31 protein-coding genes are annotated in these 25518 nt (G+C 63.2%); 17 read left to right on the top strand and 14 right to left on the bottom strand.

Going from position 1 to position 25518, the window contains the following annotated elements:
* Nucleotides 1–110: 110 nt before the first annotated feature.
* Together NKH98_RS21740 and NKH98_RS21735 are read left to right on the top strand one after the other, a co-directional pair.
* Nucleotides 111–563 carry a hypothetical protein gene (locus NKH98_RS21740; RefSeq protein ID WP_352901538.1) on the top strand — a complete coding sequence of 151 codons (453 nt, stop codon included), beginning with the start codon at nt 111–113 and terminating at the stop codon, nt 561–563.
* A gap of 125 nt (nt 564–688) precedes the next feature.
* Entirely contained in the window at nt 689–1441 is a 753-nt protein-coding gene (locus NKH98_RS21735) for a sulfite exporter TauE/SafE family protein (protein ID WP_352901536.1), read from the top strand.
* 38 nt (nt 1442–1479) lie between these two features.
* Here the strand turns inward: NKH98_RS21735 and NKH98_RS21730 are convergent, their stop codons facing one another.
* The gene (locus NKH98_RS21730) at nt 1480–2082 is read right to left on the bottom strand and encodes a TetR/AcrR family transcriptional regulator (RefSeq protein ID WP_352901534.1); all 603 of its coding nucleotides are present in this window, start codon (nt 2080–2082) and stop codon (nt 1480–1482) included.
* A gap of 95 nt (nt 2083–2177) precedes the next feature.
* On the opposite strand from NKH98_RS21730, the gene NKH98_RS21725 reads away from it, so the two are divergent.
* From NKH98_RS21725 to NKH98_RS21715, 3 genes are all read left to right on the top strand, one after another.
* Complete coding sequence (locus tag NKH98_RS21725) at nt 2178–2708, top strand: DinB family protein (protein WP_352901531.1); 531 nt, start codon at nt 2178–2180, stop codon at nt 2706–2708.
* A gap of 494 nt (nt 2709–3202) precedes the next feature.
* Nucleotides 3203–3619: a hypothetical protein gene (locus NKH98_RS21720; protein WP_352901529.1), complete on the top strand. Its 417-nt coding sequence runs from the start codon at nt 3203–3205 to the stop codon at nt 3617–3619.
* A 491-nt stretch (nt 3620–4110) separates the two neighbouring features.
* A complete protein-coding gene (locus tag NKH98_RS21715; RefSeq protein ID WP_352901526.1) occupies nt 4111–4707 on the top strand; it encodes a glutathione S-transferase family protein in 597 nt (198 codons plus the stop codon).
* Nucleotides 4708–4784: 77 nt separating this feature from the next.
* On the opposite strand, the gene NKH98_RS21710 is transcribed toward NKH98_RS21715, so the two are convergent.
* Nucleotides 4785–5435, bottom strand: coding sequence for an outer membrane protein (locus tag NKH98_RS21710; protein WP_254820293.1), 651 nt, complete (start codon nt 5433–5435; stop codon nt 4785–4787).
* A gap of 419 nt (nt 5436–5854) precedes the next feature.
* On the opposite strand from NKH98_RS21710, the gene NKH98_RS21705 reads away from it, so the two are divergent.
* From NKH98_RS21705 to NKH98_RS21685, 5 genes are all read left to right on the top strand, one after another.
* Entirely contained in the window at nt 5855–6631 is a 777-nt protein-coding gene (locus NKH98_RS21705) for an SDR family oxidoreductase (protein ID WP_352507912.1), read from the top strand.
* Nucleotides 6628–8706 (top strand): excinuclease ABC subunit UvrC, encoded by a 2079-nt coding sequence (uvrC, locus tag NKH98_RS21700; RefSeq protein WP_352901522.1) that lies wholly within the window; start codon nt 6628–6630, stop codon nt 8704–8706. Before NKH98_RS21705 ends, uvrC begins: the two co-directional genes overlap by 4 nt.
* Nucleotides 8707–8806: 100 nt before the next feature.
* Nucleotides 8807–9403, top strand: coding sequence for a CDP-diacylglycerol--glycerol-3-phosphate 3-phosphatidyltransferase (gene pgsA, locus NKH98_RS21695; protein WP_254820290.1), 597 nt, complete (start codon nt 8807–8809; stop codon nt 9401–9403).
* A gap of 1 nt (nt 9404) precedes the next feature.
* Nucleotides 9405–9662: a molybdopterin converting factor subunit 1 gene (gene moaD, locus NKH98_RS21690; protein WP_352507910.1), complete on the top strand. Its 258-nt coding sequence runs from the start codon at nt 9405–9407 to the stop codon at nt 9660–9662.
* Between the two features lie 3 nt (nt 9663–9665).
* Nucleotides 9666–10136, top strand: a complete 471-nt coding sequence (locus NKH98_RS21685; RefSeq protein ID WP_352901519.1) for a molybdenum cofactor biosynthesis protein MoaE — start codon at nt 9666–9668, stop codon at nt 10134–10136.
* Between the two features lie 18 nt (nt 10137–10154).
* Here NKH98_RS21685 and NKH98_RS21680 read toward each other — a convergent pair whose 3' ends face one another.
* The 4 genes from NKH98_RS21680 to NKH98_RS21665 are packed head-to-tail and all read right to left on the bottom strand — an operon-like array spanning nt 10155 to nt 12718.
* Entirely contained in the window at nt 10155–10649 is a 495-nt protein-coding gene (locus tag NKH98_RS21680) for a DoxX family protein (RefSeq protein ID WP_352901516.1), read from the bottom strand.
* Between the two features lie 5 nt (nt 10650–10654).
* Nucleotides 10655–11455, bottom strand: a complete 801-nt coding sequence (locus NKH98_RS21675; RefSeq protein WP_352507907.1) for an HvfC/BufC family peptide modification chaperone — start codon at nt 11453–11455, stop codon at nt 10655–10657.
* The gene (gene bufB / locus NKH98_RS21670) at nt 11442–12368 is read right to left on the bottom strand and encodes an MNIO family bufferin maturase (RefSeq protein ID WP_352901513.1); all 927 of its coding nucleotides are present in this window, start codon (nt 12366–12368) and stop codon (nt 11442–11444) included. The genes NKH98_RS21675 and bufB overlap by 14 nt, the downstream gene beginning before the upstream one ends.
* A 26-nt stretch (nt 12369–12394) precedes the next feature.
* Complete coding sequence (locus NKH98_RS21665; RefSeq protein WP_352479258.1) at nt 12395–12718, bottom strand: BufA1 family periplasmic bufferin-type metallophore; 324 nt, start codon at nt 12716–12718, stop codon at nt 12395–12397.
* A 296-nt stretch (nt 12719–13014) separates the two neighbouring features.
* Between NKH98_RS21665 and NKH98_RS21660 the strand changes: the two genes are divergently transcribed.
* Both NKH98_RS21660 and NKH98_RS21655 read left to right on the top strand, forming a co-directional pair.
* The gene (locus tag NKH98_RS21660; RefSeq protein WP_352901510.1) at nt 13015–13782 is read left to right on the top strand and encodes a YbaY family lipoprotein; all 768 of its coding nucleotides are present in this window, start codon (nt 13015–13017) and stop codon (nt 13780–13782) included.
* Nucleotides 13783–13976: 194 nt separating this feature from the next.
* Complete coding sequence (locus tag NKH98_RS21655; protein ID WP_352901507.1) at nt 13977–14246, top strand: hypothetical protein; 270 nt, start codon at nt 13977–13979, stop codon at nt 14244–14246.
* 43 nt (nt 14247–14289) lie between these two features.
* On the opposite strand, the gene NKH98_RS21650 is transcribed toward NKH98_RS21655, so the two are convergent.
* The 5 genes from NKH98_RS21650 to NKH98_RS21630 all read right to left on the bottom strand — a co-directional run bounded on the left by NKH98_RS21650 (nt 14290) and on the right by NKH98_RS21630 (nt 18101).
* A complete protein-coding gene (locus tag NKH98_RS21650) occupies nt 14290–14928 on the bottom strand; it encodes a class I SAM-dependent methyltransferase (protein WP_352901504.1) in 639 nt (212 codons plus the stop codon).
* Between the two features lie 266 nt (nt 14929–15194).
* The gene (ndk, locus tag NKH98_RS21645) at nt 15195–15617 is read right to left on the bottom strand and encodes a nucleoside-diphosphate kinase (RefSeq protein ID WP_023677669.1); all 423 of its coding nucleotides are present in this window, start codon (nt 15615–15617) and stop codon (nt 15195–15197) included.
* Nucleotides 15618–15861: 244 nt separating this feature from the next.
* A complete protein-coding gene (locus NKH98_RS21640; RefSeq protein ID WP_352901501.1) occupies nt 15862–16158 on the bottom strand; it encodes a DUF1905 domain-containing protein in 297 nt (98 codons plus the stop codon).
* A 155-nt stretch (nt 16159–16313) separates the two neighbouring features.
* Nucleotides 16314–16949 carry a 5,6-dimethylbenzimidazole synthase gene (gene bluB, locus NKH98_RS21635; RefSeq protein ID WP_352507903.1) on the bottom strand — a complete coding sequence of 212 codons (636 nt, stop codon included), beginning with the start codon at nt 16947–16949 and terminating at the stop codon, nt 16314–16316.
* A gap of 441 nt (nt 16950–17390) precedes the next feature.
* Nucleotides 17391–18101, bottom strand: a complete 711-nt coding sequence (locus NKH98_RS21630) for a glutathione S-transferase family protein (protein ID WP_352901498.1) — start codon at nt 18099–18101, stop codon at nt 17391–17393.
* Nucleotides 18102–18178: 77 nt separating this feature from the next.
* On the opposite strand from NKH98_RS21630, the gene NKH98_RS21625 reads away from it, so the two are divergent.
* The 3 genes from NKH98_RS21625 to NKH98_RS21615 all read left to right on the top strand — a co-directional run bounded on the left by NKH98_RS21625 (nt 18179) and on the right by NKH98_RS21615 (nt 19975).
* On the top strand, nt 18179–18688 hold the full coding sequence (locus NKH98_RS21625) for a DinB family protein (protein WP_352649749.1): 510 nt from the start codon (nt 18179–18181) through the stop codon (nt 18686–18688).
* A gap of 14 nt (nt 18689–18702) precedes the next feature.
* Nucleotides 18703–19002 (top strand): hypothetical protein, encoded by a 300-nt coding sequence (locus NKH98_RS21620; RefSeq protein WP_352452962.1) that lies wholly within the window; start codon nt 18703–18705, stop codon nt 19000–19002.
* Nucleotides 19003–19132: 130 nt separating this feature from the next.
* On the top strand, nt 19133–19975 hold the full coding sequence (locus tag NKH98_RS21615; protein WP_352901494.1) for a GGDEF domain-containing protein: 843 nt from the start codon (nt 19133–19135) through the stop codon (nt 19973–19975).
* Here NKH98_RS21615 and NKH98_RS21610 read toward each other — a convergent pair.
* From NKH98_RS21610 to NKH98_RS21600, 3 genes are all read right to left on the bottom strand, one after another.
* Nucleotides 19935–20237, bottom strand: coding sequence for a DUF982 domain-containing protein (locus tag NKH98_RS21610; protein ID WP_023677662.1), 303 nt, complete (start codon nt 20235–20237; stop codon nt 19935–19937). The genes NKH98_RS21615 and NKH98_RS21610 overlap by 41 nt on opposite strands.
* 164 nt (nt 20238–20401) lie before the next feature.
* Nucleotides 20402–22483 (bottom strand): ATP-dependent helicase, encoded by a 2082-nt coding sequence (locus NKH98_RS21605; protein WP_352901491.1) that lies wholly within the window; start codon nt 22481–22483, stop codon nt 20402–20404.
* Nucleotides 22484–22578: 95 nt separating this feature from the next.
* The gene (locus NKH98_RS21600; protein ID WP_023719776.1) at nt 22579–22752 is read right to left on the bottom strand and encodes a hypothetical protein; all 174 of its coding nucleotides are present in this window, start codon (nt 22750–22752) and stop codon (nt 22579–22581) included.
* Between the two features lie 132 nt (nt 22753–22884).
* Here NKH98_RS21600 and NKH98_RS21595 point away from each other — a divergent pair, with 132 nt between their 5' ends.
* Entirely contained in the window at nt 22885–23064 is a 180-nt protein-coding gene (locus NKH98_RS21595; RefSeq protein WP_352901488.1) for a hypothetical protein, read from the top strand.
* A gap of 455 nt (nt 23065–23519) precedes the next feature.
* Complete coding sequence (locus tag NKH98_RS21590) at nt 23520–25397, top strand: ABC-F family ATP-binding cassette domain-containing protein (protein ID WP_352901486.1); 1878 nt, start codon at nt 23520–23522, stop codon at nt 25395–25397.
* Nucleotides 25398–25518: the final 121 nt, after the last annotated feature.

Below are 25518 nucleotides of genomic sequence, written 5' to 3'. Positions count from 1 at the left end.
GTTGCCGTTCCCTCAGTGCAACCGCGTCACCACAACCATCGTCGCTACAACCGCTTGACCGCGCGCCAGCGAATCCGCACAGTGCGCGCAGTCGACCTTGAGAGGCTGCCATGACTCGCTTCGCCCAATCCGCCCTTGCCGCACTGCTCGCCGTTTGCACGCCGCTGGCTGCGCCTCTTGGCGTTACTCAGGCGGTGCAGGCCGCCGACCTTGCAATCTATACTGACGAGGACAGCGGCGTGTGCGGCGAGGCCTGGGTGCTGAACAAAATCACCGACCGCTTCTCCTATCAGGTGCATCACGTGCCGCATCTGCCGGATGTGCAGATCGTCGACTTCCAGCGCATCCACCAGCATCGCTATCTGCCGGCCGACGACGTCTGGCCGATCGGTCGCCGTTATTGCGGCGCGACCGTCAGCCTCTCCGACGGTCGCGCCCGCACCATCTGGTACTTGATCGAGGAAGGCCAGGGCTTTGCCTCGATCGGCGACAATGTCGAATTCTGCGTGTCGGGCTTCGACCGCTGGATGGTCTACAACGGCCGCTGCCGCGTCCTGCGCTGATCGCGCACTCGCTGATTCCGACTTTTTAGCACCGGCCACCTGAGCGACCGTCACCGTTTCCATGCGGCGCAGCATTCGCGGGAAGCGCGATCTGGTGTCACGAGTTTGCGGGGAAACAGCACCACATGGATTTGCTTGTTTATACTGTTGCTCTCGGCGCGGTCGTTGCTGGCTTCGTCCAGGGGCTTTCCGGGTTCGCTTTCAGCCTGGTTGCCATGTCGATTTGGGTTTGGACCGTGGAACCCCAACTGGCTGCTGCCATGGCGATCTTTGGGGCGCTCACCGGTCAGATCATCGCTGCCGTCACCGTCCGCCGGGGTTTCGACCTCAGGCTTCTGCTGCCCTTCCTGATCGGCGGGACCATAGGGATTCCGGTCGGTGTCGCCATCCTGCCCTTGCTGGATGTGCAGTTGTTCAAGCTGGTCTTCGGCGCGCTGCTGGTCGTTTGGTGTCCCTTGATGCTCTTTGCGCGTCGCCTCCCTCCCATCACGGTCGGGGGTCCTGTTGCAGACGGCGCAATAGGTCTGGTCGGCGGCATCATGGGTGGACTTGGCGGCTTCACCGGCCCGGTTCCAACGCTGTGGTGCGTGCTGCGCCAATGGGAAAAGGACGGGCAGCGTATTGTTATCCAGAATTTCAACCTTGTGACCCTCTCCATGACGATGGCCGCCTATCTTGCGGCCGGAAAGATCAAGCTCGAAATGCTGCCGATGTTTGCCGTCGTCGCGCCGGCGATGTTGATACCGACACTCCTTGGCGCGAGACTCTACATCGGCGTTAGCGAGGCGACTTTTCGAAAGATCGTCCTCACACTCTTGGCCGCATCAGGTGCGGCATTGTTGGCATCGTCCTTGCCGCACCTCACAAGCCGGGTTTGAACGACACACAGAAATCCCGACTTCCGCCGTGCCATGCGCTATCGACCGATACGGCCCACTCCCGATAGGTAGGCGCAGATCAGTTCGACGAGTTGCTTTTGCAGCTCCGGCGCGGCGAGCATGTTCCGGCGTGCCGCGTTGTGGATCACACCTTCGATCGCTGACGACAGCACGCGCGCAACGGCCTTCGTGTCGGCGCCTTTCCGTGGCTTGCGATAACTGGCGACAGCAGTCGCATAGTGATTAAGGTATTGTGCCTGGAACGAAGCATGGGCGGCCCTGGAGCCACGATCGCCCGGCGCCTCGTCGAGCAGCACCTGGTGTAGTGTCGGGTGAATGCTGTGTGCCGCGATCATGCCGTGCACCAGCTTCTGCGCGAATGTCTTGAGGGGCTTTTGGCCTTCCGCCGAATCGCGAATGACCGACAGCACATGATCGAAGTGACGACGCCGGACGGCTGCGAGCAGGGAGAGCTTGTCGGGAAAATACTGGTAGAGCGTGCCGATGCTCACACCAGCTGTCTCGGCCACCTTGTTGGTGGTGAAGCCGGCCCAGCCCAGCCCGCTCAGAACATGAGCCGCTGCCTCGATGATCGCCTCGACGGTTGCCCTGGAACGCGCCTGGCGCGGCTGCTTGCGCATGCGCGGATGCGGTTTTGCAATGCGAGTAGACACGCCCGCTCATTCTCCTGAAAATATAAACAACATACTCGCATTTCCGGAAAAGGACACCGACCATGAGTGCGCTCGCTCTGCTTCGCAGCCTGTTTGCCTATCAGGCCTGGGCCAATGACGAACTGCTGGAAAAGCTCGCGAGTCTCGACCCGCATGTTCACGGCAAGGAACGGCAGGCCGTGATACGGCTCGTCGATCACAGCCATGTGGTGTCGCGGATATTCTCGGCGCACCTGGTTGGCGCATGCCATGGCTACTGCGCCGACACCACTGAGGACATGCCGGCGTTCGACGAACTTCGCGCCGCGGTCGCAGCGACCGATCGCTGGTATCTCGATTATCTCGAAACCGTTTCGTCGCGGCAGCTGTCCGAGCCCGTCGCCTTCGTGTTCACTGACGGGGATAAGGCATTGATGTCGCGACAGGAAATGCTGACCCACGTCGTACTGCACGGCGGCTATCATCTCGGTGAAGCGGGGCGCATCCTGGCACAGATTTCCGTCATGCCGCCATGGGATACCTTCGCCGTCCATCTCCACAGGGCCGAGCCTTCGCGCCGGCTGCAGATGAGCCGTGAGCCGCTCGGCACCTGAACGGCCAAGCGCTTTCGATCACGCGGTCGGCTCGACCGGATCTATCGAACGATATCCTGTCCTTCAGAAATGTGAGCTGTCTGCTTACTTTCATCGCGCCGTGCAAGATAGTGCAGCGGCGTGCTCGTCGCGTTGCTTCCTACTTACCTGTAGTTTATCTTTTCAAACAAGACGAGGCGGGCGACCGCCTTCGTTCTGGACAATGTTCGCGCTGAGCGTCGGACGTTGAAGCGCAAAGCTGGTCGAAAAGGTCCTGAGCTTGACGAGAAGACCGGTCGAGATAGAGCGGCCAGAATTTCTGTCGCAGAACTTCACTGCGGGAGACAAAGATTCGCAGCCGGTTTTTGCGCGGGTAAAATGGTCGTGCGCTCGCCGTAACCGAAACTTAAGCTGCAAAAATCATTCTAATGCTTCGCTGGCTAGCAAGCCGCGAGTCAGATATGCAATGCGCGCCGGGTCAATAACGGCCGTCGGCACAACGGAAGGGGCATGATATGGCTAAGCAGTCATCCAAGGCGCCGGCATCCAAGGCACCGGCAAAGAAAGCACCAGAAAAAGCAGCCGCGGCAAAGGCCGCAACTGCTGTGAAGAAAGCGGCACCCGCTGCCAAAGCGAAGGCCGCGCCTAAGGCAAAAGCAGCGCCGGCCAAAAAGCCGGCCGCCAAGGCCGCGGCAAAACCGGCCGTGAAGAAAGCAGCACCTGCCAAGGCAAAGGCAGCACCGGCCAAGGCTGCACCGGCAAAAAAGGCGGCACCGGCCAAGAAGCCGGCTGCAAAGGCCGCGGCGAAGCCAGCTGCGAAGAAGGCAGCACCGGCAAAGGCCGCCGCTGCGAAATCTTCTGCGGCAGTGAAGAAAGCAGCGCCCGCGGCCAAGCCGAAGGCAGCGCCCGCAAAGGCGAAGGCCAAGAAGTAGTCGCCGCCCTGCTACCGTCGGGGACAATACTCAAGACAGTCAGGGCGGGATGCCGGACAGGCGCCTCGCTTCTTGGTTGACGGTCGGGCAGAACGAGAAAGAGGCGGGAGGAAGACGTCTTTTCGCAGCTCCCAGGGCTTCGCCATGCGGCGAAGTCCGGTGGGATTTTCGTGGCTGCCAAAGGCTAACCTTCGGTGCAAGGCCGAGTTGGTAGCCAATCGGATTTGGATTGTCCGACCCGCTCGCGTCTGCCGCCGCACTGCGGCTTATCGCATCGCGATTGACGTCGAGACAATGGTTGTACGCTGGCGGCGCGGTTTTCCGCCTCTGGCCGTTGATGAACCCTGCATGATCGGTCAACAGTGCCCACGCACGAGCCCCTGTCGGAATCGACTTTCGGTGAGGGTCATGCTCGAAGTCACAATGCTACCGCGTCCTTTTGCGTGTCCAACGGGGCATATGGAGCTGTAGCCGGCAAACAGGAATCGACAATGCCCAGACTGCTCTACGCGTCTACTTCCCCCTACAGTTCCAAAGTGCGCATGGCAGCACTTTATGCTGGCATCGCGGTCGATCTCGTGCCGATAAAGACCGAGGAAAGGCCGGCCGAACTGATCGGCGCCAATCCGCTCGGCAAGATCCCGGTGCTGGTGCTCGATGACGGCCGCTCGGTCCACGACAGCCGCGCCATCACCCAGCATCTCAACCGGATGTCGAAGAACGCATTGTTTCCGCGCAATCCCGACAGGCGCCTTGAGGCGGAGGTGCTGGAGGCATTGGCCGACGGTATCTGCGACTGTGCGCTGTCGATGGTCTATGAGCGGCGCACGCGGCCGGAAGAGATGGTCTACCAGCCTTGGCTCGAGCGCCAGTGGACGAAGATTTCGGCCGCGCTCGATCTGCTCAACGCCAACCCGCCGAAGCTGCCGAAGAGAATCACCTTAGGCCAAATCGCATTGCGCGCCTGCCTTGGCTATCTCTCGCTGCGCTTCGCCGGAAAATGGGAAAAGGGCCGTGGCCGGCTGACGCGCTGGGCGGCACGCTTCGACGAGAAGTTCCCGGAACTGAAGCCCGCCATCCCGGCTTGAAGGCGGGCGGCCTCAACCGGTGCCACAAAAAAAGCCGGGCGCGAGGCCCGGCTTTTTCGTGTCGTGGCTTGGACGACTTAGAACTTCATACCGACGCCGAAAGTGACGCGATTGTCGGTCGACTTGACTTTGCCGATACCGTCGAAGTCCTTCCTGCCGAAGTCCGTGTAACGATACTCGACACGGCCGAACACATTGTCGGTGATCTTGATGTCGGTACCGACGCCGGCTGTCCAGCCGAACTGCGTGTTGGTGTCGCTTACGCCGGCAGCTTCAATCTTCTGGTTCTTCAGCGCGCCACCGGCGGTGCCGTAGAGCAGGATGTCCGGGCTGACGGCATAGCCGAGGCGGGCACGCAGCGAGCCCTCGAAGCCACCCTTGGCCTCGATGCCGGCATCGTCGCCCTTGACGCCGTTGTAGCCGATATCGGCTTCGGCACCGTAGACGAAGTTCTCCTGCTGCCAATTATAGCCGCCGAAGACGCCGCCGACAAAACCCTTGGTGTCGACGTCGACGCCAATGTCTTTGGCTTTGGCATGGCCGGCGAAGCCGTAGCCGACGCTCACACCGGCATAGGGACCGGCCCAGGATGCGACCGGAAGTTCTGCAATCGGGGCAGGTGCCGGCGGCTCTTCCTGAACCACGTCCGCGGCATAGGCAGTTCCGCCGAGGGCGAACAGCCCAAACGCCACCGCCAGCGGTCGCGCAAATTTAAGATTGGCTTGCATTGTTCTTTACTCCTTAAGCCACAGGACACAGGCTTGTTTTTCATGAGCGCCCTCAACCCGTCCGGGGGATGAAACGGATCCGGCGTTCAACGGTTGCAAATGTCGTGTCGAAATGCGGCTGAAGCGAACCTGAACTTGGGTCATTCCCTGGCACGAATGAGGCAGAACCTTGACGTTGCATCTTCGCAACAGCGAATGTCAGCAGGTTCGCCGTGCTGCACTGCACACGGCTTGGTATAAGGGCTCCAGCGCCCTATATTGCGGACGGGCTGGCCCGAATTCCGGTCGAACCAGAACGCCCACCGGCCACTTTGCCACAATCTTGCCCCAGGTGGAAATGGGATTTAACGCTTGGCGGGCCATAATTTGCCGGCGCTATCCCGGCAGGTCGGAATCGGCATCGGATTAAGGATTGACAGATGAGCAAGGTCGCCGCGACGGCACTGGTGACGGGCGGGGCGAGGCGGATCGGCAGGGCGATCGTCGAAGATCTTGCCGGGCATGGTTTTGCCGTCGCCATTCACTGCAATCGCTCGCTGGCCGAGGCGGAGGCGCTCGCGGCCGAAATCAACGGTGGTCATTTTGGTCGACATGGCCGGGCCGCCGTGGTTGCTGCCGACCTGACCGACATGGATGCCGTCGGCAACCTTGTCGGCCGCGCGGCGGCGGCGCTCGGGCCGGTGTCGCTGCTGGTCAACAACGCCTCGCTGTTCGAGCACGACAGTGTTGAGGATTTCGACTGGCCGGCCTGGGATCGCCATTTCGCCGTGCATGTCAAGGCGCCGGCGCTGTTGGCGCAGACTTTCGCCCGGGCCTTGCCGCAGAACAGTGAGGGGCTGATCGTCAACATGATCGACCAGCGCGTCTGGCGCCCGACGCCGCGTTATTTTTCCTATGCGCTGTCGAAGTCGACATTGTGGGCGTCGACCGAGATGATGGCGCAGGCGCTGGGTCCCCGCATCCGCGTCAACGCTATTGGTCCTGGCCCGACCTTGAAGAACACGCGCCAGCACGACAGCGATTTCGATGCCCAGATTGCCGGGCTGATCCTGAAACGCGGCCCGGAATTGCCGGAATTCGGTGCCACCATCCGTTATCTGTGGGCGGCACGCTCGGTCACCGGCCAGATGATTGCGCTCGACGGCGGCCAGCACCTTGCATGGCAGACGCCCGATGTGACAGGCATGGCGGAATGAGCCCCATGGACCAGAAACAAAAAACGCGCGGTGGCGCCGACGACCTGCCGCCCGAAATCGACCTCGAGGACGAGGCGGCCGAAGAGGTCGTCGAGCCTGCGGCCGGCGGTCCGGACGTCACCTTCACCGCCATCGACTGGACCCCGCATGCCGGCGACGCCGACGGCATGGTCGGCGCCGAGGTGATCCAGACGCTGGTCAAGCGGCTGCCCAATGCGCCCGGCGTCTACCGGATGATGAATGCCGCCGGCGACGTGCTCTATGTCGGCAAGGCACGCAGCCTCAAGAAGCGGGTCACCAGCTACGCGCAAGGCCGGTTCCACACCAGCCGCATCGGCCGCATGGTGCGCGAGACGTCGACGATGGAGTTCGTCGTCACCCGCACCGAGATCGAAGCGCTGCTGCTTGAAGCCAACCTCATCAAGCGCTTGCGGCCACGCTTCAACGTGCTGATGCGCGACGACAAGTCGTTCCCCTATATCCTGTTGACCGGCGATCATGTCTCGCCCGGTATCTACAAGCATCGCGGCGCGCGCTCACGCAAGGGAGACTATTTCGGCCCCTTCGCCTCGGCCGGCGCCGTCGGCCGTACCATCAACTCGCTGCAGCGCGCCTTCCTGCTCAGGAGCTGCACCGACTCCTTCTATGAGAACCGCACCCGGCCTTGCCTTTTGTTCCAGATCAAGCGCTGCGCCGGCCCATGCACCGGCGAAATCTCGCATGGCGATTATGCAAGGCTTGTCGCCGAGGCGAAGGATTTCCTTTCCGGCCGCAGCCAGAAGGTGAAGACGGAGATCTCCGCCGCCATGCAGCAGGCTTCGGAGAACCTCGATTTCGAACGCGCCGCCATCTATCGCGACCGGCTGGCGGCGCTGTCGCATGTGCAGAGCCATCAAGGCATCAATCCGCAGACCGTCGACGAGGCCGATGTCTTCGCCATCCATCAGGAGGGCGGCCAGGTCTGCATCCAGGTGTTCTTCTTCCGCACCGGCCAGAACTGGGGCAACCGCGCCTATTTTCCCAAGGCCGATCCGGCGCTCGAAGCCGGCGAGGTGCTGGGATCGTTCCTGGCGCAGTTCTACGACGACAAGCCGACGCCGCGCACCATCCTGTTGTCGCATGGCGTCGAGGACCAGGAATTGCTGGCGGAGGCGCTCTCCACCCGGGCCGGCCGCAAGGTGTCGATCTCGGTGCCGCAGCGCGGCGAGAAAAAGGACCTGACCGACAATGCGCTGCAGAATTCGCGCGAAGCGCTCGGCCGGCGGCTGGCCGAAACCTCAACTCAGGCGCGGCTGCTCACTGGCTTTGCCGAGACCTTCGGCCTGGAAAAGCCGCCGGTGCGCATCGAGGTCTATGACAACTCGCACATCATGGGAACCAACGCCGTCGGCGCCATGGTCGTCGCCGGGCCGGAAGGGTTTGTGAAGAACCAGTATCGAAAGTTCAACATCCGCTCGACCGAGATCACGCCGGGCGACGATTTCGGCATGATGCGCGAGGTGATGCAGCGGCGCTTCTCGCGGCTGTTGAAGGAACATGGCGATGCCCCGCAAACCGAGGGCACGGGCGAGGCGAGCCCTACCGAACCGGGCGACGATATCGAGGACGCGGGCGGCTTCCCCGCCTGGCCCGACGTCATCCTCATCGACGGCGGCCAGGGCCAGATGACGGCGGTGCGCAAGATCCTGGCCGATCTCGGCATCGAGGATCGCGTTGTCGCCATCGGCATCGCCAAGGGTCAGGACCGCGATGCCGGCCGCGAACGCTTCTTCGTCAAGGGCAGGGCCCCATTCTCGCTGCCCGTTCGCGATCCGGTGCTCTATTTCGTCCAGCGGCTGCGCGACGAGGTCCATCGCTTCGCCATCGGTTCGCACCGCGCCCGCCGCAAGAAGGAGATGGTCAAGAGCCCGCTCGACGAGATCAGCGGCATCGGCCCGGCCCGCAAGCGCGCGCTGCTGATGCATTTCGGTACGGCCAAGGCGGTCAGCCGTGCCGCCGTCGAGGACTTGGTCAAGGTCGACGGCATTTCCGAACAGGTGGCGAAATTGGTCTACAATCATTTTCACGAGAGCTAAGACTTATTGCCGATATTTCGGCTGGCTAATCGATTCTGGCCTGTTGACCCCCCACATTCGCTTCTGATTTGACTAAGCAGGCAGAAAGAGTTCCCAAAACATGTCCCAGCGCGCGTTCAACCTGCCCAACATGCTCACTTACGCCCGCATCCTGGCGGTGCCGCTGGTCGTGCTGTGCTTTTTCCTGGAGGGTCATCTGAAATCGAGCGACTTCGCCCGCTGGTCGGCGCTCATCATTTTCCTGCTCGCCTCGATCACCGATTACTTCGACGGCTATCTGGCGCGCGCCTGGCAGCAGACCTCCAACATCGGCAAGATGCTCGACCCGATCGCCGACAAGCTGCTGGTCGCCACTTGCCTGCTGCTGCTTGCCGCCGACACCGACCGCCATGCCGGCATCGCCGGCTGGTCGCTATGGGCGGCGATCATCATCCTGTGCCGCGAGATCCTGGTCTCGGGCCTGCGCGAATATCTGGCGGCTTTGAAGGTCTCGGTGCCGGTGACGCAGCTCGCCAAATGGAAGACCACCATCCAGATGATCGCCATCGCCTTCCTGCTTGCGGGCCCGGCCGGCGACAAGCTCTTTCCGCTGACCACCCAGACCGGGCTGGTGCTGCTGTGGATCGCCGCCCTGGTGACGCTCTACACTGGCTACGACTATTTCCGCGCCGGCCTCAAGCACATCATGGACGAGTAGCATGTCGACGAAGCTTATTTATTTCGCCTGGGTGCGCGAGCGGATCGGCAGACCGGAAGAAGACGTCGAGTTGCCGGCCGGCATCGAAACGGTCGCCGACCTGTTGCGCTGGCTGAAATCGCGCGGCGAGGAATACGAGCACGCGCTGCAATATCCTGACGTGATCCGCGTCGCCATCAACCAGGAACATGTCGAGCACCGCGAAAAGATCGCCGGCGCGCGCGAGATCGCGCTGTTCCCGCCGATGACCGGTGGCTGAACCATGTCCGCGGTGGTGCCTGTCGTGCGTATCCAGGCGGAGGATTTCGACGTCGCCGCCGAGATCGCCAGGCTGACCAGGGGTCGCAACGACATCGGCGCTGTGGTGACCTTCTCCGGCCTCTGCCGCGACGAGCAAGGCAGGCTCTCCGCGCTCGAGCTCGAACATTATCCCGGCATGGCCGAAGCCGAGATATCCCGCATCGCCGGCGAGGCAATCGAGCGCTGGCCGCTGCAGGGGCTCACCGTCATCCATCGCCACGGCAAGATCGCGCCGGGCGAAAACATCGTGCTGGTGGTGGCCGCTTCCGCCCACCGGCAGGCGGCGTTCGACGCCGCGAATTTCCTGATGGATTATTTGAAGTCACGGGCGCCGTTCTGGAAAAAGGAACACCATAGCGACGGTTCCGAAGGCGGCTGGGTCGACGCCAAGGAGGCCGACGACAAGGCGGCGAGCCGCTGGAAGCGAGACTGACCAGGCTTCCGCGAGCCCTCAACCTTTGTCAGTGCCGATCAGATGATCGAGGGAAATCCGGCCGGGTCCCCAGGCCATGATGCCAAGCGCCATCGCCGCCCAGGTAATGTGCAGCGGCCAGCCGTCCGGCACGGTGAACTCGATGACCAGCGTCATCAGCAGCAACCCTAATGCCGCCAGTCGTGTCGCCAGGCCGATAACAAGGAGAACTGGCAACACGATCTCCGCTGACCCTGAAGCGAACGCCACCAGCGCGGGTGCCGGAAAATCATAAGGACCGCCCGGCAGATGCAATTTGAGTTCCGAGCTGAAAAGCAGCACTGCGACATCGTTCAACTGTAGAAAACCGTCCCATTTGTTGACGCCGGACCGCCAGAACGGGACAGCGAGGGCGCAGCGCAGGACAAGCTGCGTCAGCGATGGCGTCGCGATCGTGCGCAGGGCGGCATTCAGCCTTTCGACGAGAGCGGCGACCCCTCGCGGTTCGGTGCTCGCGTTCTGCCTTTCGCTCATCGTGCTCACCTTTCCTGATGTGCCGTCGTGAAGGCTCCCGCTTCCAGCACGCCGGCAATGTTGGCGGAAAGCTCGAATTCGGCACTCTCCGCAAACGCTGCCGCGGCCGCTGCGCCGAGCGACTCGCCCGCGACCAGATGCGAGATAAATACTGCGCCGCCGGGTGGTAGGTGGCGGACGAAGACCTCGAGGCCGGGCCGCGTGACCAGCGCATCTTCAGCGCCCGTTGCCCGGATCGGCCCAACAGGAGCGTCGTTCCGGTTTGCCGCGAAGACCGTGACTGCCGGGAACCGGGAGCGCGCGATCCGCGTCGCCGGATGCGGCCGCAGCACGGTGTCGGCAAGCCTCTCGCGAGGGATCGACGCCAGTGCCTCAGCCGACAGCGCCTCCGCGTCGGCGGCATGATAGGCATCGAGCCAGGCCCGCTCGATGCGCGCCACGTCGGCCAGCCACGGCATCGACTGCGCGTGTTCGTAGCGCTCGATGAAATCGGGAAAGTCGCGGCCATATTCGAATAGAAGCGGCGAGGTGGGTGGCGTTTCGCGGATGTGAAAGCGCGCCATCGCGCGAAAGAAATCCGGGCCGGTGATGCGCAGCGTCGCTGGAAAGCTGGCGGCCAGCGCATCGATCAGGCTGACCGTGACGTTGTTGCGGTAGACAGCATATCGCTTGATCGCAGCCTTCCCGTTCGGCCCCGAAACAGAGTCAGGCGGGGCACGGTCAGGATCGAGCAAACCGGCGGTGAATGCCGCGGCATAGTCAAACCGGCGGCCGAGATCGCCCGACTGGAGCTCATCCTGCGGCATGGGCTTTTCCGAAATAGTCGTCGGCATGACGGTCGAGGATGGCCTGGGCAGCGGCGGCTTCCGCCTTGAGCACCGGCCACTCGGGAATGTTGCTGTCCCATTCGATTAGCGTCGGCAGTGGCCCGCATCGGCCGATGACGATATCGAAGAGCTTCCAGACCGCGTCGGCAACCGGGCCGTCATGGCTGTCGATGAGCAGCAGGTCGCCCTCGTCGTCCTCCTGCCTGGCGTGCCCGGCCAGATGGATTTCGCCGACATGTTCGAGCGGGAAGTCCGCGAGATAAGAACGTGCCGAATAGCCGTGATTGGTGGCCGAGACGAAGACGTTGTTGACGTCGAGCAGCAGGCCGCAGCCGCTACGCCGAACCAGCTCGCGGATGAAATCCGTCTCACTCATCGTCGATTCCGGAAAAAGCACATAGGTCGAAGGATTCTCGAGCAGGATCGGGCGGCCGATCGCGCCCTGGAGCTCATCGATGTGATCCGCCACGCGCGAAACCGTTGCCGGCGTGTAGGGCAGGGGAAGCAGGTCGTTGTAATAGGTGGTGTCGTGGGTCGACCAGGCGAGATGCTCTGAAACGAGCGCCGGCTCGTAGCGGTCGACCAGCGCCTTGAACCGACCGAGATGCATCTTGTCGAGCGGCTGCGGGCCGCCGATCGACGTGCATACGCCATGCAGCGAGACGGGATAATTGCGGCGGATGCGGGCGAGCGCGTCGCGCGGCGCGCCGCCGGCGCCCATGTAGTTTTCCGCATGAACCTCGAAGAAGCCGCTTACGGGGCCGTCGCCGAGGATTGCGGATAGATGCTCATGCTTGAAACTGGTGCCGGCAAGGCCGGCGACCGGGTGCGCCGGAAAGCGCGAGGTCTTCGACGTGCGGGATGCTGGACGAGTCGGTTCGTTCATCGTCATCGCCGCTTTCCGGCATGGTGCATCGCTTACGACGGGACGTCGCGAGTCAGCTCGGTGGGTGAGCCCTTGCGGCCGCCGGGCAGGTCCATCGTCGTGCAGGTGCCGCCGTCGACGAACTTCCAGGCGTTGCCTTGGTAGTCGACGGTCGAGGTGCCTTGGCAGGTGGTCCCCGGGCCTGCCTTGCAGTCATTCTGTCCCTTCAAGGCGACGCCAAAGCACTTCTCCTTGCCGGCATCCATCGCTGCCTTGACCTGTGCCTCGGTCAGCGGCGCGGCCGTCGCAAAAGAAGCAAGAGCCGTGGCAACGGCGCTGGCCAGTAAGGCCGCGCTCACGGTTGATCTCGTTGACATGATTTCACCTCCGGTTGGGTTTCAGGCGCACTCTCCTCAGCGTGCATTGGTCAGTTCGGTCCGGACGCCCGCCGTGTTACCTCTGTTGGGAACACGAATTCGTGATCGTCTGAGGCTTGGCCGAGCGTGGACTGAACAGAGTTTGCGGAGCGGCCAAGAAGGCCGACGACAAGGCGGCGGGCCGCTGGAAGCGCCCCGCCGTCCAAATAAATTCCTGGGACAGCCATGCCCATACGCCGCCGGCCATTCATTGACCGCAATCCTGCGAAACCCTTTGCCGGAAGGGGAGCAGGATCATGCTGGACAGGATCGCCGAGTTCTTCATCTTCGGACTGGTGCCGCTGGCCGTTGGCATACTTGCCGTTCCGGATCGTTCCGTGGCTGCCGAAAAGACCCTCAAGGGCGAGGTGATGTATCGCGAGCGCATCGCGCTGCCGCCCAATGCCGTGCTTTCCGTGCAGCTTGCCGACGTGTCGCTGACCGACGCGCCGGCCGCAATGATCGGCGAGCGCAAGGTGGTGCCGGCCGGCCAGGTGCCGATCAAGTTCGAGATCAGCTTCGACCCGCGGGTGATCCGGCCTGATATGACCTACGCGCTGCAGGCGCGCATCACTGTCCATGACCGGCTGCTATTCGTCACCGATACGCGCCATCAGGTCGACCCGCTCAGCGACGCGCCACAGACCATCATGCTGAAAATGGCGGCGCCAGGCGACGAGCCGGCGGCACCTTCCGTGTTCGGCCAAAGCTGGCTGGTCGAATATATCGACGGCATCGGCGTGATTGCCGAGCCGCGGGCGACATTCCGCATCAGCGAAGCCGGCAAGGCCGGCGGCAGCGGCCCTTGCAACGTCTATTTCGCCACCGCCAGGATAAACGGCTCGACGATCGCTATCAGCGACATCGGCTCGACCTTTAAGGCCTGCGCGCCTCAGGTCATGGCCGAGGAAAAGGCGCTGTTCGAGGCGCTGGCCAAAGCAGCATCCTACCACGTCGACGCCGGCAAGCTTGTCATCGCCGACAGAGACGGCCGCGACATCCTGCGCTTCAATGCCGCGAGCTAGCGCTTAGTCCGCGCCGATTGGCCCGCGCGGCAGCCGCATGTCGATCACGATGTGTTTCAGCGGGAATAGGCCGGGCAGAGGGCGCGTTAGTTCCACATAAAATGGCGGGTAAGGCAAAAGGGACGTTTGTCCCTTCGTTGAAGCCGCCAGAATGGCTGCGGCTCGTTCTGGCCTTAACTCAAAGGAGTCCAGACATGAAAACGCACACGCTTATCCTTGCCGCCACCGGTGCATCGCTCCTTGCCTTTACCGGCCTTGCCAAGGCGGACGACCATCTGTTCGATGCACTTCAGCATGGTCTCAGTCCTGACAGCCAGCCTTTCCAGACCAACAAGGCTGGTCATAGCGGCGATCTCGCGCCCGGGCAGGGCAGCCCGTTCACCGGTCACGATACACAGACGCCGGCCACCGACACGGAAGCGGCGAACGAACATGCGAACGTGAAGGAACGCCAGGCGAAATAGACTGGCAGAACCCGCCGCTAGGGGGCGGCGGGCGACACGCATCCTAGCGACAAAGCCGCATACGCCCGGCATTCTCAAGTTGTCGCGAGTTTGAATACCGCGCCATAGTGATAGGGCGGCACATCAACCAGCTCGGCGAGCTTGAACCCGCTCGCTTCCACGCCGCGGTGGTTTGTTCGGGTGACAGCCTCAGCTCGGTCTTTGGCCCGCGCGGCTCGCCCAAGACCGTGGTTTGCTCGCGCGGATACTGGTGCCAGTTGACGATGGCAAAACGACCGTCAGGGCCAAGCGTCGTCCGCACCGCGCGGGCAAGGCGCGGCCGGTCCGGAACGCCATGGAAAGCGTTAGCCATGAAAACGAAGTCGACGGTTTGAGGAACCAGCCCGGCAAGCTCATAGGCGTCGCCCGCCACAAACTCGCAATTGCTCGCGCCTCCTTCGGTCAGCCGCCGCCTGGCGACTTCGAGCATATCTGCATCGATGTCGATGGCGATTACATGACGGGCGACCCTGGCGATTGGCAGCGTGAACCAGCCGTCGCCGCAGCAGAGATCGACCACGTCCGTGCCGGGCTTCATGCCTACTGCCGCCAGGACGCTGGCAGGCTCGGGCCACAGCGCTTCCCACCAGCCGCTGGTTGGCATTTCGGTGCCCTGGAAGAAGCCGGGAATGGCGCTGGTCATGGCCTTGTCGGCTCCCCAAAATCCTCATTGTCGGGACGGCGTTTGATCCGCCCTCCGAGCTTAACGCACCGGTGACCCGTCGAGGAGCCTGAAGCTGAAAATGTCCGCTACTGCATATCGCGCAGCAGCGTGCAGCGGTTTTGCGATACCGGCATGCATCAAAACAAGAACCTGAAGTGCATCGCATGAGACCGGTCGAACGCGACGGGCTTTAGCGAAAAAGGCCGGCGTTGCGCCGGCCTTTTTGATGGGGTTCGGATGCCGGCTTAGCCGACGATCTCGGTATCCGAGAACCAGTATTTGATCTCTTGCGCGGCGGTTTCCGGCGCATCGGAACCGTGCACGGAGTTCTCGCCGATCGACAGTGCGTGCAGCTTGCGGATAGTGCCTTCGGCGGCGCTTGCCGGATTGGTGGCGCCCATCACTTCGCGGTTCTTGGCAATGGCGTTCTCGCCTTCCAGTACCTGCACGACTGTCGGGCCCGACGACATGGATTCGACCAGCTCGCCGAAGAACGGACGTTCCTTGTGCACGGCATAGAAACCTTCCGCCTCGCGGCGGCTCATCCACACCCGGCGCGAAGCGACGACGCGCAGGCCGGCATCTTCCAGTATCTTGGTGATAGCGCCGGTGAGATTGCGACGGGTCGCGTCCGGCTTGATCATGGAAAAGGTGCGTTCGAGCGCCATGGGGTCGTCCTTGTGATGGAGAGTGGAATTGAGGGTGGCGGGCTCTATACAAGCCGCCTGCCGCCTTGCCAAGGGGAGGCCGGCGCAGCGCGCATTTCTGCGCTGGGGCGGCGGACTTTCAAGTCGAACCATGCCGCCGCTCATCTTTTTGTTGAGCATCGGATTTTCCGACAACCGGTACCCACTTTGGATCCGACAGACTGGCCGCCCTATAGCGCGTCGTCGTCAGCCTGACCCGACGTCGTCATAACTGCATCTCGATCGTCAGGTTGGCCGTGTCGCCAGCCCCTAGGCCTTCGCGGACCCGCACCGCAGTCTTGATCGGCAAGAGCAGGCTGCCGGATTTCTTGTCGGGAAACAGCGATGTTCGCCATCTGGTCTGGCCGATGACGGCCTCCACGCCAAGCGAGCCCCAAGGCCTTGCGATCCCCACCATCGCCGTCTTGATCCGAGCTCCAAGCTCGGGCGGCAGGGTCACGAAATGCCAGCCGCCCTTGCCCGGATAGACCCAGATCTCGGCCTGCATATCGTAGCGAAACATTCTATGCACTTCCTCAGGTCAAGGCCTTCACGACTGGCTTTGCCATGGTGTCTTGCTGGCAATGCTGACGATCGGCGAACCATCCATGATATCCACAGCCCTGCAGGGGAGGAGTCATTCTTCCCCGCAAGGAGGAAGGCAGCGCCGCCATTCCACTACCGCCTTGTCACGATAGACGGCCGCCGCGTTTCCCAGCCTTCCCGTTCCAGTTCCGGCACGCTGTGGTTCTCGCTGGGGTAGCCGATGCAGAAGTAACCGATCAGTGTCCACTCCGGCGGCACGTCCAGGATCGTCGCCATCTCGGCCGGATCGAGGATCGAGACCCAGCCCATGCCTATTCCCTCGGCGCGCGCCGCCAGCCACATCGTGTGGACCGCCATGACAGCGGAATAGTCTATGGTGGCTGGCATGGTCTGGCGGCCAAGCCCATGCCCTTGCTCGGTTGCGCGGTCGGCGAAAACTGCAAGCTGGCAGGGCGCCTCGTTCAGGCCGGCAAGTTTCAGGCGCCCATAGAGCGCGGCGCGTTCACCGCAAAAATTTGCGAGTGCCTCCGCGTTGCAGCGCTCGAAGCATGCCCTGACGGCGGCGCGGCATGTTTCGCTCTCGACGATGACGAAGCGCCAAGGTTGGCTCAGCCCGACGGACGGCGCGGCGCTGGCAAGCTCGAGCAGCCGCTCCAGCGCCCCTTCCGGGAGCGGCGTCGGCTTGAACCGCCTGACGTCGCGCCGCCACAGGAAGAGCTTGGCGAGCCCGGCGCGAAAGTCGGCCGGGAACTCTGGGTTTGCGGTCATGGCGCGCTGCCTTTGTTATGGTTGCCCGGTTCGCCGGATTTTCGTCTTGTTTGCTTCGATCCGGGCAGTGATGCGGCGCCTCCAAGCGACACTTCGTCTACCCGCATTGTCGCATTTCGCCGGGCGGGAATTCCAATGCATGTCGCGCCAAAGCATGCCCTCGGGCTTGACCCGAGGGTGTGCAGCGGTTTTGCGGTAACGACATGCATCAAAACACGAACCTAAAGCGGGTCACATGAGGTCGGTCGAACGCGAGGCGCTTTAGCCGAGGCCGGACGACATTGCCGCGATCTACGCCGTTGGACCTTGATCGGCAAACAAAACCCGCCTCGGCAAGCCGGGCGGGTCGTTGGAGCCAATTAGCACCATACCCAGATTAGTAGCATAGCTGCCGGCACAAAGCAAGAACAAAATGTGGCGTTGCCGATGAAACTGCCGATTTCAACTCTCGAGCGGGGCGATCGCTGCGGCCGCGACCGTGCGGCCGAGGCCGCCATGCAGATCGAGGCATCGTTCGAACCATTGAGCCACGACATCGCTGTCGTCGAGCAGCCGGTAGGGCGTGGCGATACGCGCCCATTGCAGCGCGCCGAAAACGATGTAATCGGCAAATAGCGGCGACGGGCCGCCAATGAAGGGCTGATAGCCGAGCATCGAGCGGAGCGGCTCCAGCGAGGCGCGGAAGCCGGCGAGCCCGGCGTCGCGGGTGGCGTAAACCGCCTCCAGGCACCTGCCGAAGCGCTGCTCGCGGTTCTGCCGGAAATAGGCGGCGTTCGCTTCGTCCTGCATGGCATGCAGGTCCAGTAGCGCCGCGGTGGTGACGTAGGGATGGATGGTCAGCTGCGACCAGCGTTCGATGAAGCGCGCCGTCGCCTTACCGCCGTCGCCGGAAAACAATGTCGGCCGCTCGGGATAGGTCTCCTCGAGATAGAGCGCGATGGCGAAGGAATCGGCGACCACCGTCTCGCCGTCGCGGATCACCGGAACGAGCTTCGAGACGCCGCCTTCCACCTTCGGCACTTCGAGGAAACGGGTCGGCACGCTGGCGATGTCGAGCCCCTTGTGGGCCAGCGCCATCGCCGCCTTCCAGCAATGTGAGCTGAATGGGCGGGCGGCGTCGCGTCCGACAAGGTCGTAGAGCAGAATGGTCATTGGCGGCAGCGTCCTTGCAGTCTAACTATGGCGGAAACAGACCCGCGCGAAACAGGGTCTCGCGGGTCGAGAGAAGAATGAAACAGCATTTCAGGATGTTTGCGGCCTACAATCAATGGGCCAACGGCCGCATCTACGATGCCGCCGCCGATCTCGACGAGGAAGAGTTCGACCGCAATGTCGGCGTCTTCTTCGGTTCGATGATGGGAACGCTCAACCACCTCCTGGCAGCCGACCGTATCTGGATGAAACGCTTCACCGGCGAGGGCGACGCGCCGGCAAGGCTCGACACGATCTTGCACCGCGCCTTGCCAGGCTTGCGGCTGGCGCGCGAGGCCGAGGACAAACGGATCATCGACTGGGTCGACGGCCTGAGCGACAAGGCGCTGTCGGGCCGCTTCTCCTACATGACCGTCTCGGATATGCGCACCGTCTCGCAGCGGCTGGCGCCGGCGCTCGACCACTTCTTCAACCACCAGACCCACCACCGCGGCCAGGCGCATGCGATCCTGACAATTCTGGGCAAGCCAAGCCTCGGACTGGACCTGACGATGTTCCAGCGCAGCGAGGGCAGGGCTTTCGCCTGAACCTGGGGCGGCTGGTGAAGCGGACGGTGGATAGAGGACGATCTGCCGAGATTGCAAAACGCGCCAAAACATTTTATGGAGCGGACGGTCGTGAGGGCGGCCGCTTCAGCAGCATTCAGCAGCAACAGCGAGAATTGGCACGCATGCCCAATGAACCCTTGCGCCTTGTGGCGTTCTTCGCCGTGGTCCTGGCGCTTCTCAACTCCGGCTATTATTTCCACCAGGGCGACATCGTCGCGACCATCTATTTCATGATTGGCGCCATTCTTGTGACCGCGGTGACGCGGATGAGCATCAGAAGGCAGCTGATTTAGGACCGATCTTCTTATCTGGCCGCCATCTCGACGGCTGGTTCGCTTCGACTGCGATCGAATTGAAAGCAAAGTCTTAGGACTTCGTTTGTGCTGTTGCTTCAAGGTAGCCGGCTGAAGCAGGAGCAAAAGCATGCAGATCGATTTGTCCCCGACGAGCTGGGGCAGGGTCGTGGCGGTTACCGTCGCGGGCACGGCGGTCTGCATTGCAGCCGCATTCCTCGTCGATTCTTTCAATTTCCCATATTTGTCGCCGGAAGCGCTGTGGCGGGCGCAGCTGACCGACCTGCTGCTGCCGCTTATTTTGGCCAGCTCGTTCTTCTTTTTCCTGATGTGGAAAATGCGCCAGCTGGCGATCGCGCAGAAGGCACTGGCCGTCGTCGCGGCGACCGACAGCCTGACGGCGGTGTTCAACCGGGGTGCGTTTGCCATGCTCGTCGAGGCCTATCTCGAACAGGCCCGCAGCCATTCTGTCGTTAATGCCGGCGCCTTGCTGATCGTCGATGCCGATCATTTCAAATCCGTCAACGACCGCCTCGGCCACGACTGCGGAGACCAGGCGCTCAAGCTGATCGCCAAGACAATCCAGGGCCAGCTACGCGGCGCCGATATCGTCGGCCGGATCGGCGGCGAGGAATTTGCCGTTTTCCTTCCCGGCGCAGATCCTTCGCAGTCCTGGCTGGTGGCGGAGACAATTCGCCGACGCGTCCGTGAGGCGGAGTTCTCGCCTGACGGCCGGCCCTGTCCTCTCTCGGTCAGCATCGGCGGCGTCGCCTTCAGCGGGCCGACCACCTACGCCGAGATGGTTTGTGATGGCGGACAAGCACCTTTACAAGGCCAAATCGAACGGCCGCGATCAGGTCAGTTTCGAACCCGCGGCAACGGGCGACCCGCCGGGCGGCGGCCCGATGACGGTCCATTGATGGTCGTTTCGGTCAGGCGGCGTAGCCGCCGAGGCCCCGGGCGACCGGCTTGACCGAGACCGCCGGCTGGGCGGCCGGCCAGAGGATGCCTGCCGTCACGGCGAAGGTGATCAGAGCGTCGCGTGCCGCTTCGGCCGAGATATCGCCGGCACGTGCCGCCTCGCAGGCCTTTACCGCGGCGCCATAGCTCAGCCGCCGGCGCGAAGGCGGGAACTCGGTCAGGAATTCGTGCATCTCGGAGAACGAAGCGATCGTACGCTTGTAGCCGGCGCCAACGGTTAGGGCAACCGGAGTGGAAAACGTCCTGTCGTGCATTCTGGCCTCTCGAATGGGCGGAGGTCACGGCGGACGCCGTTCTCCGGTCTGGGGGTCGGGCAGAAACGCGGGTCACGGCGCGAGGTTCCATGTTGCCGGGATTGTTTTTTCGCTGGCTCCGGGAGCGGTCGCCGGGAGAGCGGCGCCAGCGGCGAGGCGGATGCCTATTTCCACATGCCACGCATGCGGGCGCCGAGGTCGACGCGCACCTGCGGCTGGCGGCGCGGATCGTCCGGGGCCTGGACGCCGGCCCAAGCCACCTGTTCGAAGGCGCCTAGGATCGAGCGCGGGATGAAGCGCGTGCGCGAGGCATAGACATGGCGGTCGCCGCGCGCCGCCTGGCCGTGGACGTAAAAGCGATGCGGCATGACCAGGTGCAGGCTGTCCTTGGCCCGCGTCATCGCCACGTAGAGCAGCCGCCGCTCCTCGTCGACGTCCTCCTTGCTGCCGACGCCGAGATCGATCGGGATGCAACCGTCGACGGTGTTGAGCACGAAGACATTTTTCCACTCCTGGCCCTTGGCCGAATGGATCGTCGACAGGATCAGATAATCCTCGTCGCGGTGCGGCGGGCCAGCCTCGTCGCTGGTCGCGTCAGGCGGATCGAGTGTCAGCTCGGTGAGGAAGCGCTCGCGCGAGGCATAGCCGGAAGCGATCTGCTCGAGCTGCAGGAGATCGGCCCGGCGCGTCGTTGCATCCTCGTGGATGCGTTCCAGATGCGGCTCGTACCAGAGCCTGACCTGCTCAAGGTCGGCCGGCCATTTTTGCGCGCCGGCGCGCAGGCCGCAATAGAGCGCGACAAAGCCCGGCCAGTCGTCGGCGGCACGCTGCGGCGGCCGATAGCGGGCAAGCCCCATGGTCTCGTCGAGCGACGTCGCCATGGTCTCGACGATCGCATTGGCGGCCGAAGGGCCGATGCCCGGCAGAAGTTGCAGCACGCGAAAGCCGGCGACGCGGTCGCGCGGGTTTTCGGCAAAGCGCAGCACGGCCAGCAAGTCCTTGACGTGAGCTGCATCGAGAAATTTCAGCCCGCCGAACTTGACGAAGGGGATGTTGCGGCGCGTCAGCTCGATCTCCAGCGGGCCGCTATGGTGCGAGGCTCGAAACAGCACCGCCTGGGCTTTGAGAACGGTGCCGGCCTCGCGCTCGGTGAGTATCGCCTGGCAGACATAGCTCGCCTGCTCGGTCTCGTCGCGCACGCTCACCAGCTTCGGCTTTTCCGCCGATTTGCGCTCGGTCCAGAGATTTTTGGTGAAACGTTCCGACGCTTCGCCGATCACCGCATTGGCGGCCGCCAGGATGGTCTCGGTCGAGCGGTAGTTGCGCTCCAGCATGACGACTTCCGCCGGCTGCGCGAACTGCTTGGGAAAATCCAGGATATTGCGCACTTCCGCGGCGCGGAACGAATAGATCGACTGCGCGTCGTCGCCGACCACCGTCAGCCCCGATCCGTCGGGCTTGAGCGCCGTCAGGATCGATGCCTGCAGCCGGTTGGTGTCCTGGTATTCATCGACCAGCACATGATCGAAACGCGCACCCAGATGCGCGGCAATTTCCGGCTCGCCGGCCATCTGTGCCCAGTAGAGCAGCAGGTCGTCGTAATCGAGCACATTCTGCGCTTGCTTGGCCTCGACATATCTGGCGAATAATTGTTTCAGCTGTTCGGCCCAGCCGGCGCACCACGGGAACACCGAACCCAGCACCTCGCCGAGCGGCGCCTGTGCATTGACGGTACGCGAATAGATCGCAAGGCAGGTGCCCTTGGTCGGGAAGCGGGCTTCGGTCTTCGAAAACCCAAGCTCGTGGCGGGCGAGGTTCATCAGGTCGGCGGAATCCTCGCGGTCGTGGATGGTGAAGGCCGGATCGAGACCGATCTCCAGCGCATAATCACGCAGCAGCCTGGCGCCAATGCCGTGGAACGTGCCGGCCCAGCTCAGCGCATCGGTGATGACAGAAGCATCGCGGCCCAGCACCTCGCCGGCGATGCGCTCGACCCGCTTGGCCATTTCCGCCGCGGCACGGCGGGAAAATGTCATCAAGAGGATGCGGCGCGGATCGGCACCCCTGACGATCAGATGCGCGACCCGGTGCGCCAGCGTGTTGGTCTTGCCGGAGCCGGCGCCGGCAATCACCAGCAATGGTCCCGCGACCTTGCCGTCGCCATGTTCGACGGCAAGCCGCTGCTCGGCGTTGAGCTTTGCCAGATAGGCCGGCTGGAAGGACGAATCACGGGCGGCGAGGTTCATCGCCCATCAAGCATCGTTTCTGCTTTGTTCGCAACGGTTTGCGGAGCCGGAGCAGGGCTCGTGAACGAAGAAGCCTTGCGGGGCAGGCCTGTTGACTAACGCCCGGGCTCGACGCCCATCCTTGCCGATTGCCGCCGCAGCGCCTCGCGATCGTCTTCTGGTGGCGGCAGCAGCAGCGGATCGAAATCGTCGGGCACCTCGTCGATCACTTTCTTGGCGACGCGATAGGCAACATAGACGATTGCCCCGGCGATAAGCAGACGGATCATGGCTTCCTCCATTGATTCTGGAGCAACCGGAGACGCGGCATTTTGTTCCCCGACTGCTCGGCGAATGCGGGAACGACACCGATCGCGCAACCAAATCGCCGACGCCTCGTTGTCGGGCGAGAGGAGACTGCGATGAAAAAGCGCTCAATCCTGCTGCTTGTGGCAGCGCTGACCGTTGCGGGTTGCGACAACAACATCCAGCCGACCAAGGCCCCTAGCGATACCGTCGAGCAGAACCCGCAGGTCGACAAGAATCCGGTGCCGAAATCGACGACCGGCGGCGATCAGCCCGGCACGCCGCCGAAACAATGACCGCCTCAAATGGAGTCGGCTCCGGTCAAGGAAGGTGGCCGGCGCCGCTTGGGAGGAAGCTGATGGCGCCGGCCAGGCGGAGATCAGGCCCGCCGCACATCCAAGGATAGCTGAGTCTTTCCGCAGCGTCATGGTCGACAGCGTACAGACGGCACGACCCTGTGGACAAACCTGCCGGCCACAGCAGCGTTTGTTCATCACATAGTCCGTTCCTCCCATGGAACAAAGCGGGCTGCTGCGTGTTTGGGTGTCGATCGGACGCTCCCAAGGCCGCCGTTCACGAAAGGGCCCGCTCTCCTTGTCAACCCCTCAGGATAGCGGGTTCTTTTTTGCGTTTTGCGGGACGTTGCGGCGCGCGGGGTCGACGTCACCTGCTTGCCGGTTTTCGCGCCTTATGCGGCGAACCGGGGCTCAAGGCCTTGCGAAGCATGGTTGTCCCGTGCAAAAGCCCGGCCATGCTGATCATCAACGACCTTTCGCTCCGCATGGCCGGACGCCTGCTTCTCGACCATGCCTCACTGACTTTGCCGGCCGGCAGCAAGGCTGGCCTTGTCGGCCGCAACGGCACCGGCAAGACGACCCTGTTCAAGGCGATCACCGGCGACCTCGCCTCCGAGACCGGCTCGGTCAGCCTGCCCAAAAACACGCGCATCGGCCAGGTCGCGCAGGAAGCGCCGGGCACCGAGGAGCCGCTGATCGAGATCGTGCTCAAGGCCGACCTCGAACGGAGTGCCCTGCTCGAAGAGGAAAAGACGGCGACCGACCCGCACCGCATCGCCGACATCCACATGCGGCTGGCCGATATCGATGCGCACTCGGCCGAGTCACGCGCGGCCACCATTCTCGCCGGCCTTGGCTTCGACGATGCCGCGCAGCGGCGCCCGGCCTCGTCCTTCTCCGGCGGCTGGCGCATGCGCGTCGCGCTGGCCGCGGTGCTGTTTGCCGAGCCCGATCTGCTGCTGCTCGACGAGCCGACCAATTATCTCGACCTCGAAGGCACGCTCTGGCTGGAAAACTACGTATCGAAATACCCGCATACCGTGCTGCTGATTTCGCACGATCGCGACCTGCTCAACCGCGCCGTCAATTCGATCGTTCATCTCGACCAGAAGAAGCTGACCTTCTGGCGCGGCGGCTACGACCAGTTCGAGCGCCAATACACCGAGCAGCGCGAATTGCAGGAGAAGGGCCGCGTCAAGCAGGAAGCCGCGCGCAAGCACATGGAATCCTTCGTCGAGCGCTTCCGCGCCAAGGCATCGAAGGCGAGGCAGGCGCAGTCGCGCATCAAGGCGCTGGAGAAGATGAAGCCAATCGCCGCGATCGTAAACGACACGGTGCGGCCATTCTCCTTTCCGGAGCCGGTGAAGACGGTGGCCTCGCCGATCATTGCGCTCAACAACGTCAACGTCGGCTACACCGAGGGCGAGCCGATCCTGAAGAAGATGTCGCTGCGCATCGATGCCGACGATCGCATCGCGCTGCTCGGCGCCAACGGCAACGGCAAGTCGACCTTCGCCAAGCTTTTGGCCGGCCGGCTGAAGCCGGAGACCGGCAGCATGACGGTGGCGCCCGGGCTGAAGGTGGCAATCTTCGCCCAGCACCAGCTCGACGACCTCAGGCCCGACGAAAACGCCTATGAGCATGTCCGCCGGCTGATGCCGGATGCGCCGGAATCCAAGGTGCGCGGCCGCGTCGCCCAGTTCGGCCTGACCACCGAAAAGATGAATACCGCCGCCAAGGATCTGTCCGGCGGCGAAAAGGCGCGGCTCCTGATGGGCCTGTCGGCCTTCGAGGGGCCGAACCTTTTCATCCTCGACGAACCGACCAACCATCTCGACATCGACAGCCGTGAATCGCTGATCCATGCGCTGAACGATTTTCCCGGCGCCGTCATACTGATTTCGCATGACCGCCATCTGCTCGAAGCGACCGCCGACCGGCTGTGGCTGGTCAAGGACGGCGCGGTCAATCCGTATGACGGCGATCTCGAGGATTACAAGACGCTGGTCACCGGCGTCTCCGGCGACCGCCGCGGCAAGCGCGAGGCGGACAAAGCGTCGAAGGCCGACCGCCGCCGCGATGCAGCCGCGCGCCGCGCCGCCTTCGAGCCGCTGGCCAAGGAAATCCGCGCCACCGAAGCGCTGATGGACCGCCTCCGCAAGCGCATCGACCTGATCGAGGACGAACTCGCCAACCCGGCCGTCTACGAAAAGGACCCCTCGACCGCGACAAGGCTGGCCAAGGAGCGCTCACAACTCGCGCAACAGCTGGCCGGCCATGAGGAAAAATGGCTGTCGATGTCGGCGGAGTACGAGGAAGGCACGGCGGAGTAGGACGATGTCTTCCCGTCTCCCCTTGTGGGCCTGTTGCGTAATTCGCTGATTGTGATTCTCTGAGACGAAGGTCGGAGGGAATCGCGATGGCAGTGAAGCAGATGGGCCAGTTGAGCTTGGC

It is taken from the genome of Mesorhizobium sp. M0833 (assembly GCF_040319905.1).
In the GTDB taxonomy this organism is placed as follows: Bacteria; Pseudomonadota; Alphaproteobacteria; order Rhizobiales; family Rhizobiaceae; genus Mesorhizobium.
This window is presented reverse-complemented; position numbering and strand designations above follow the sequence as displayed.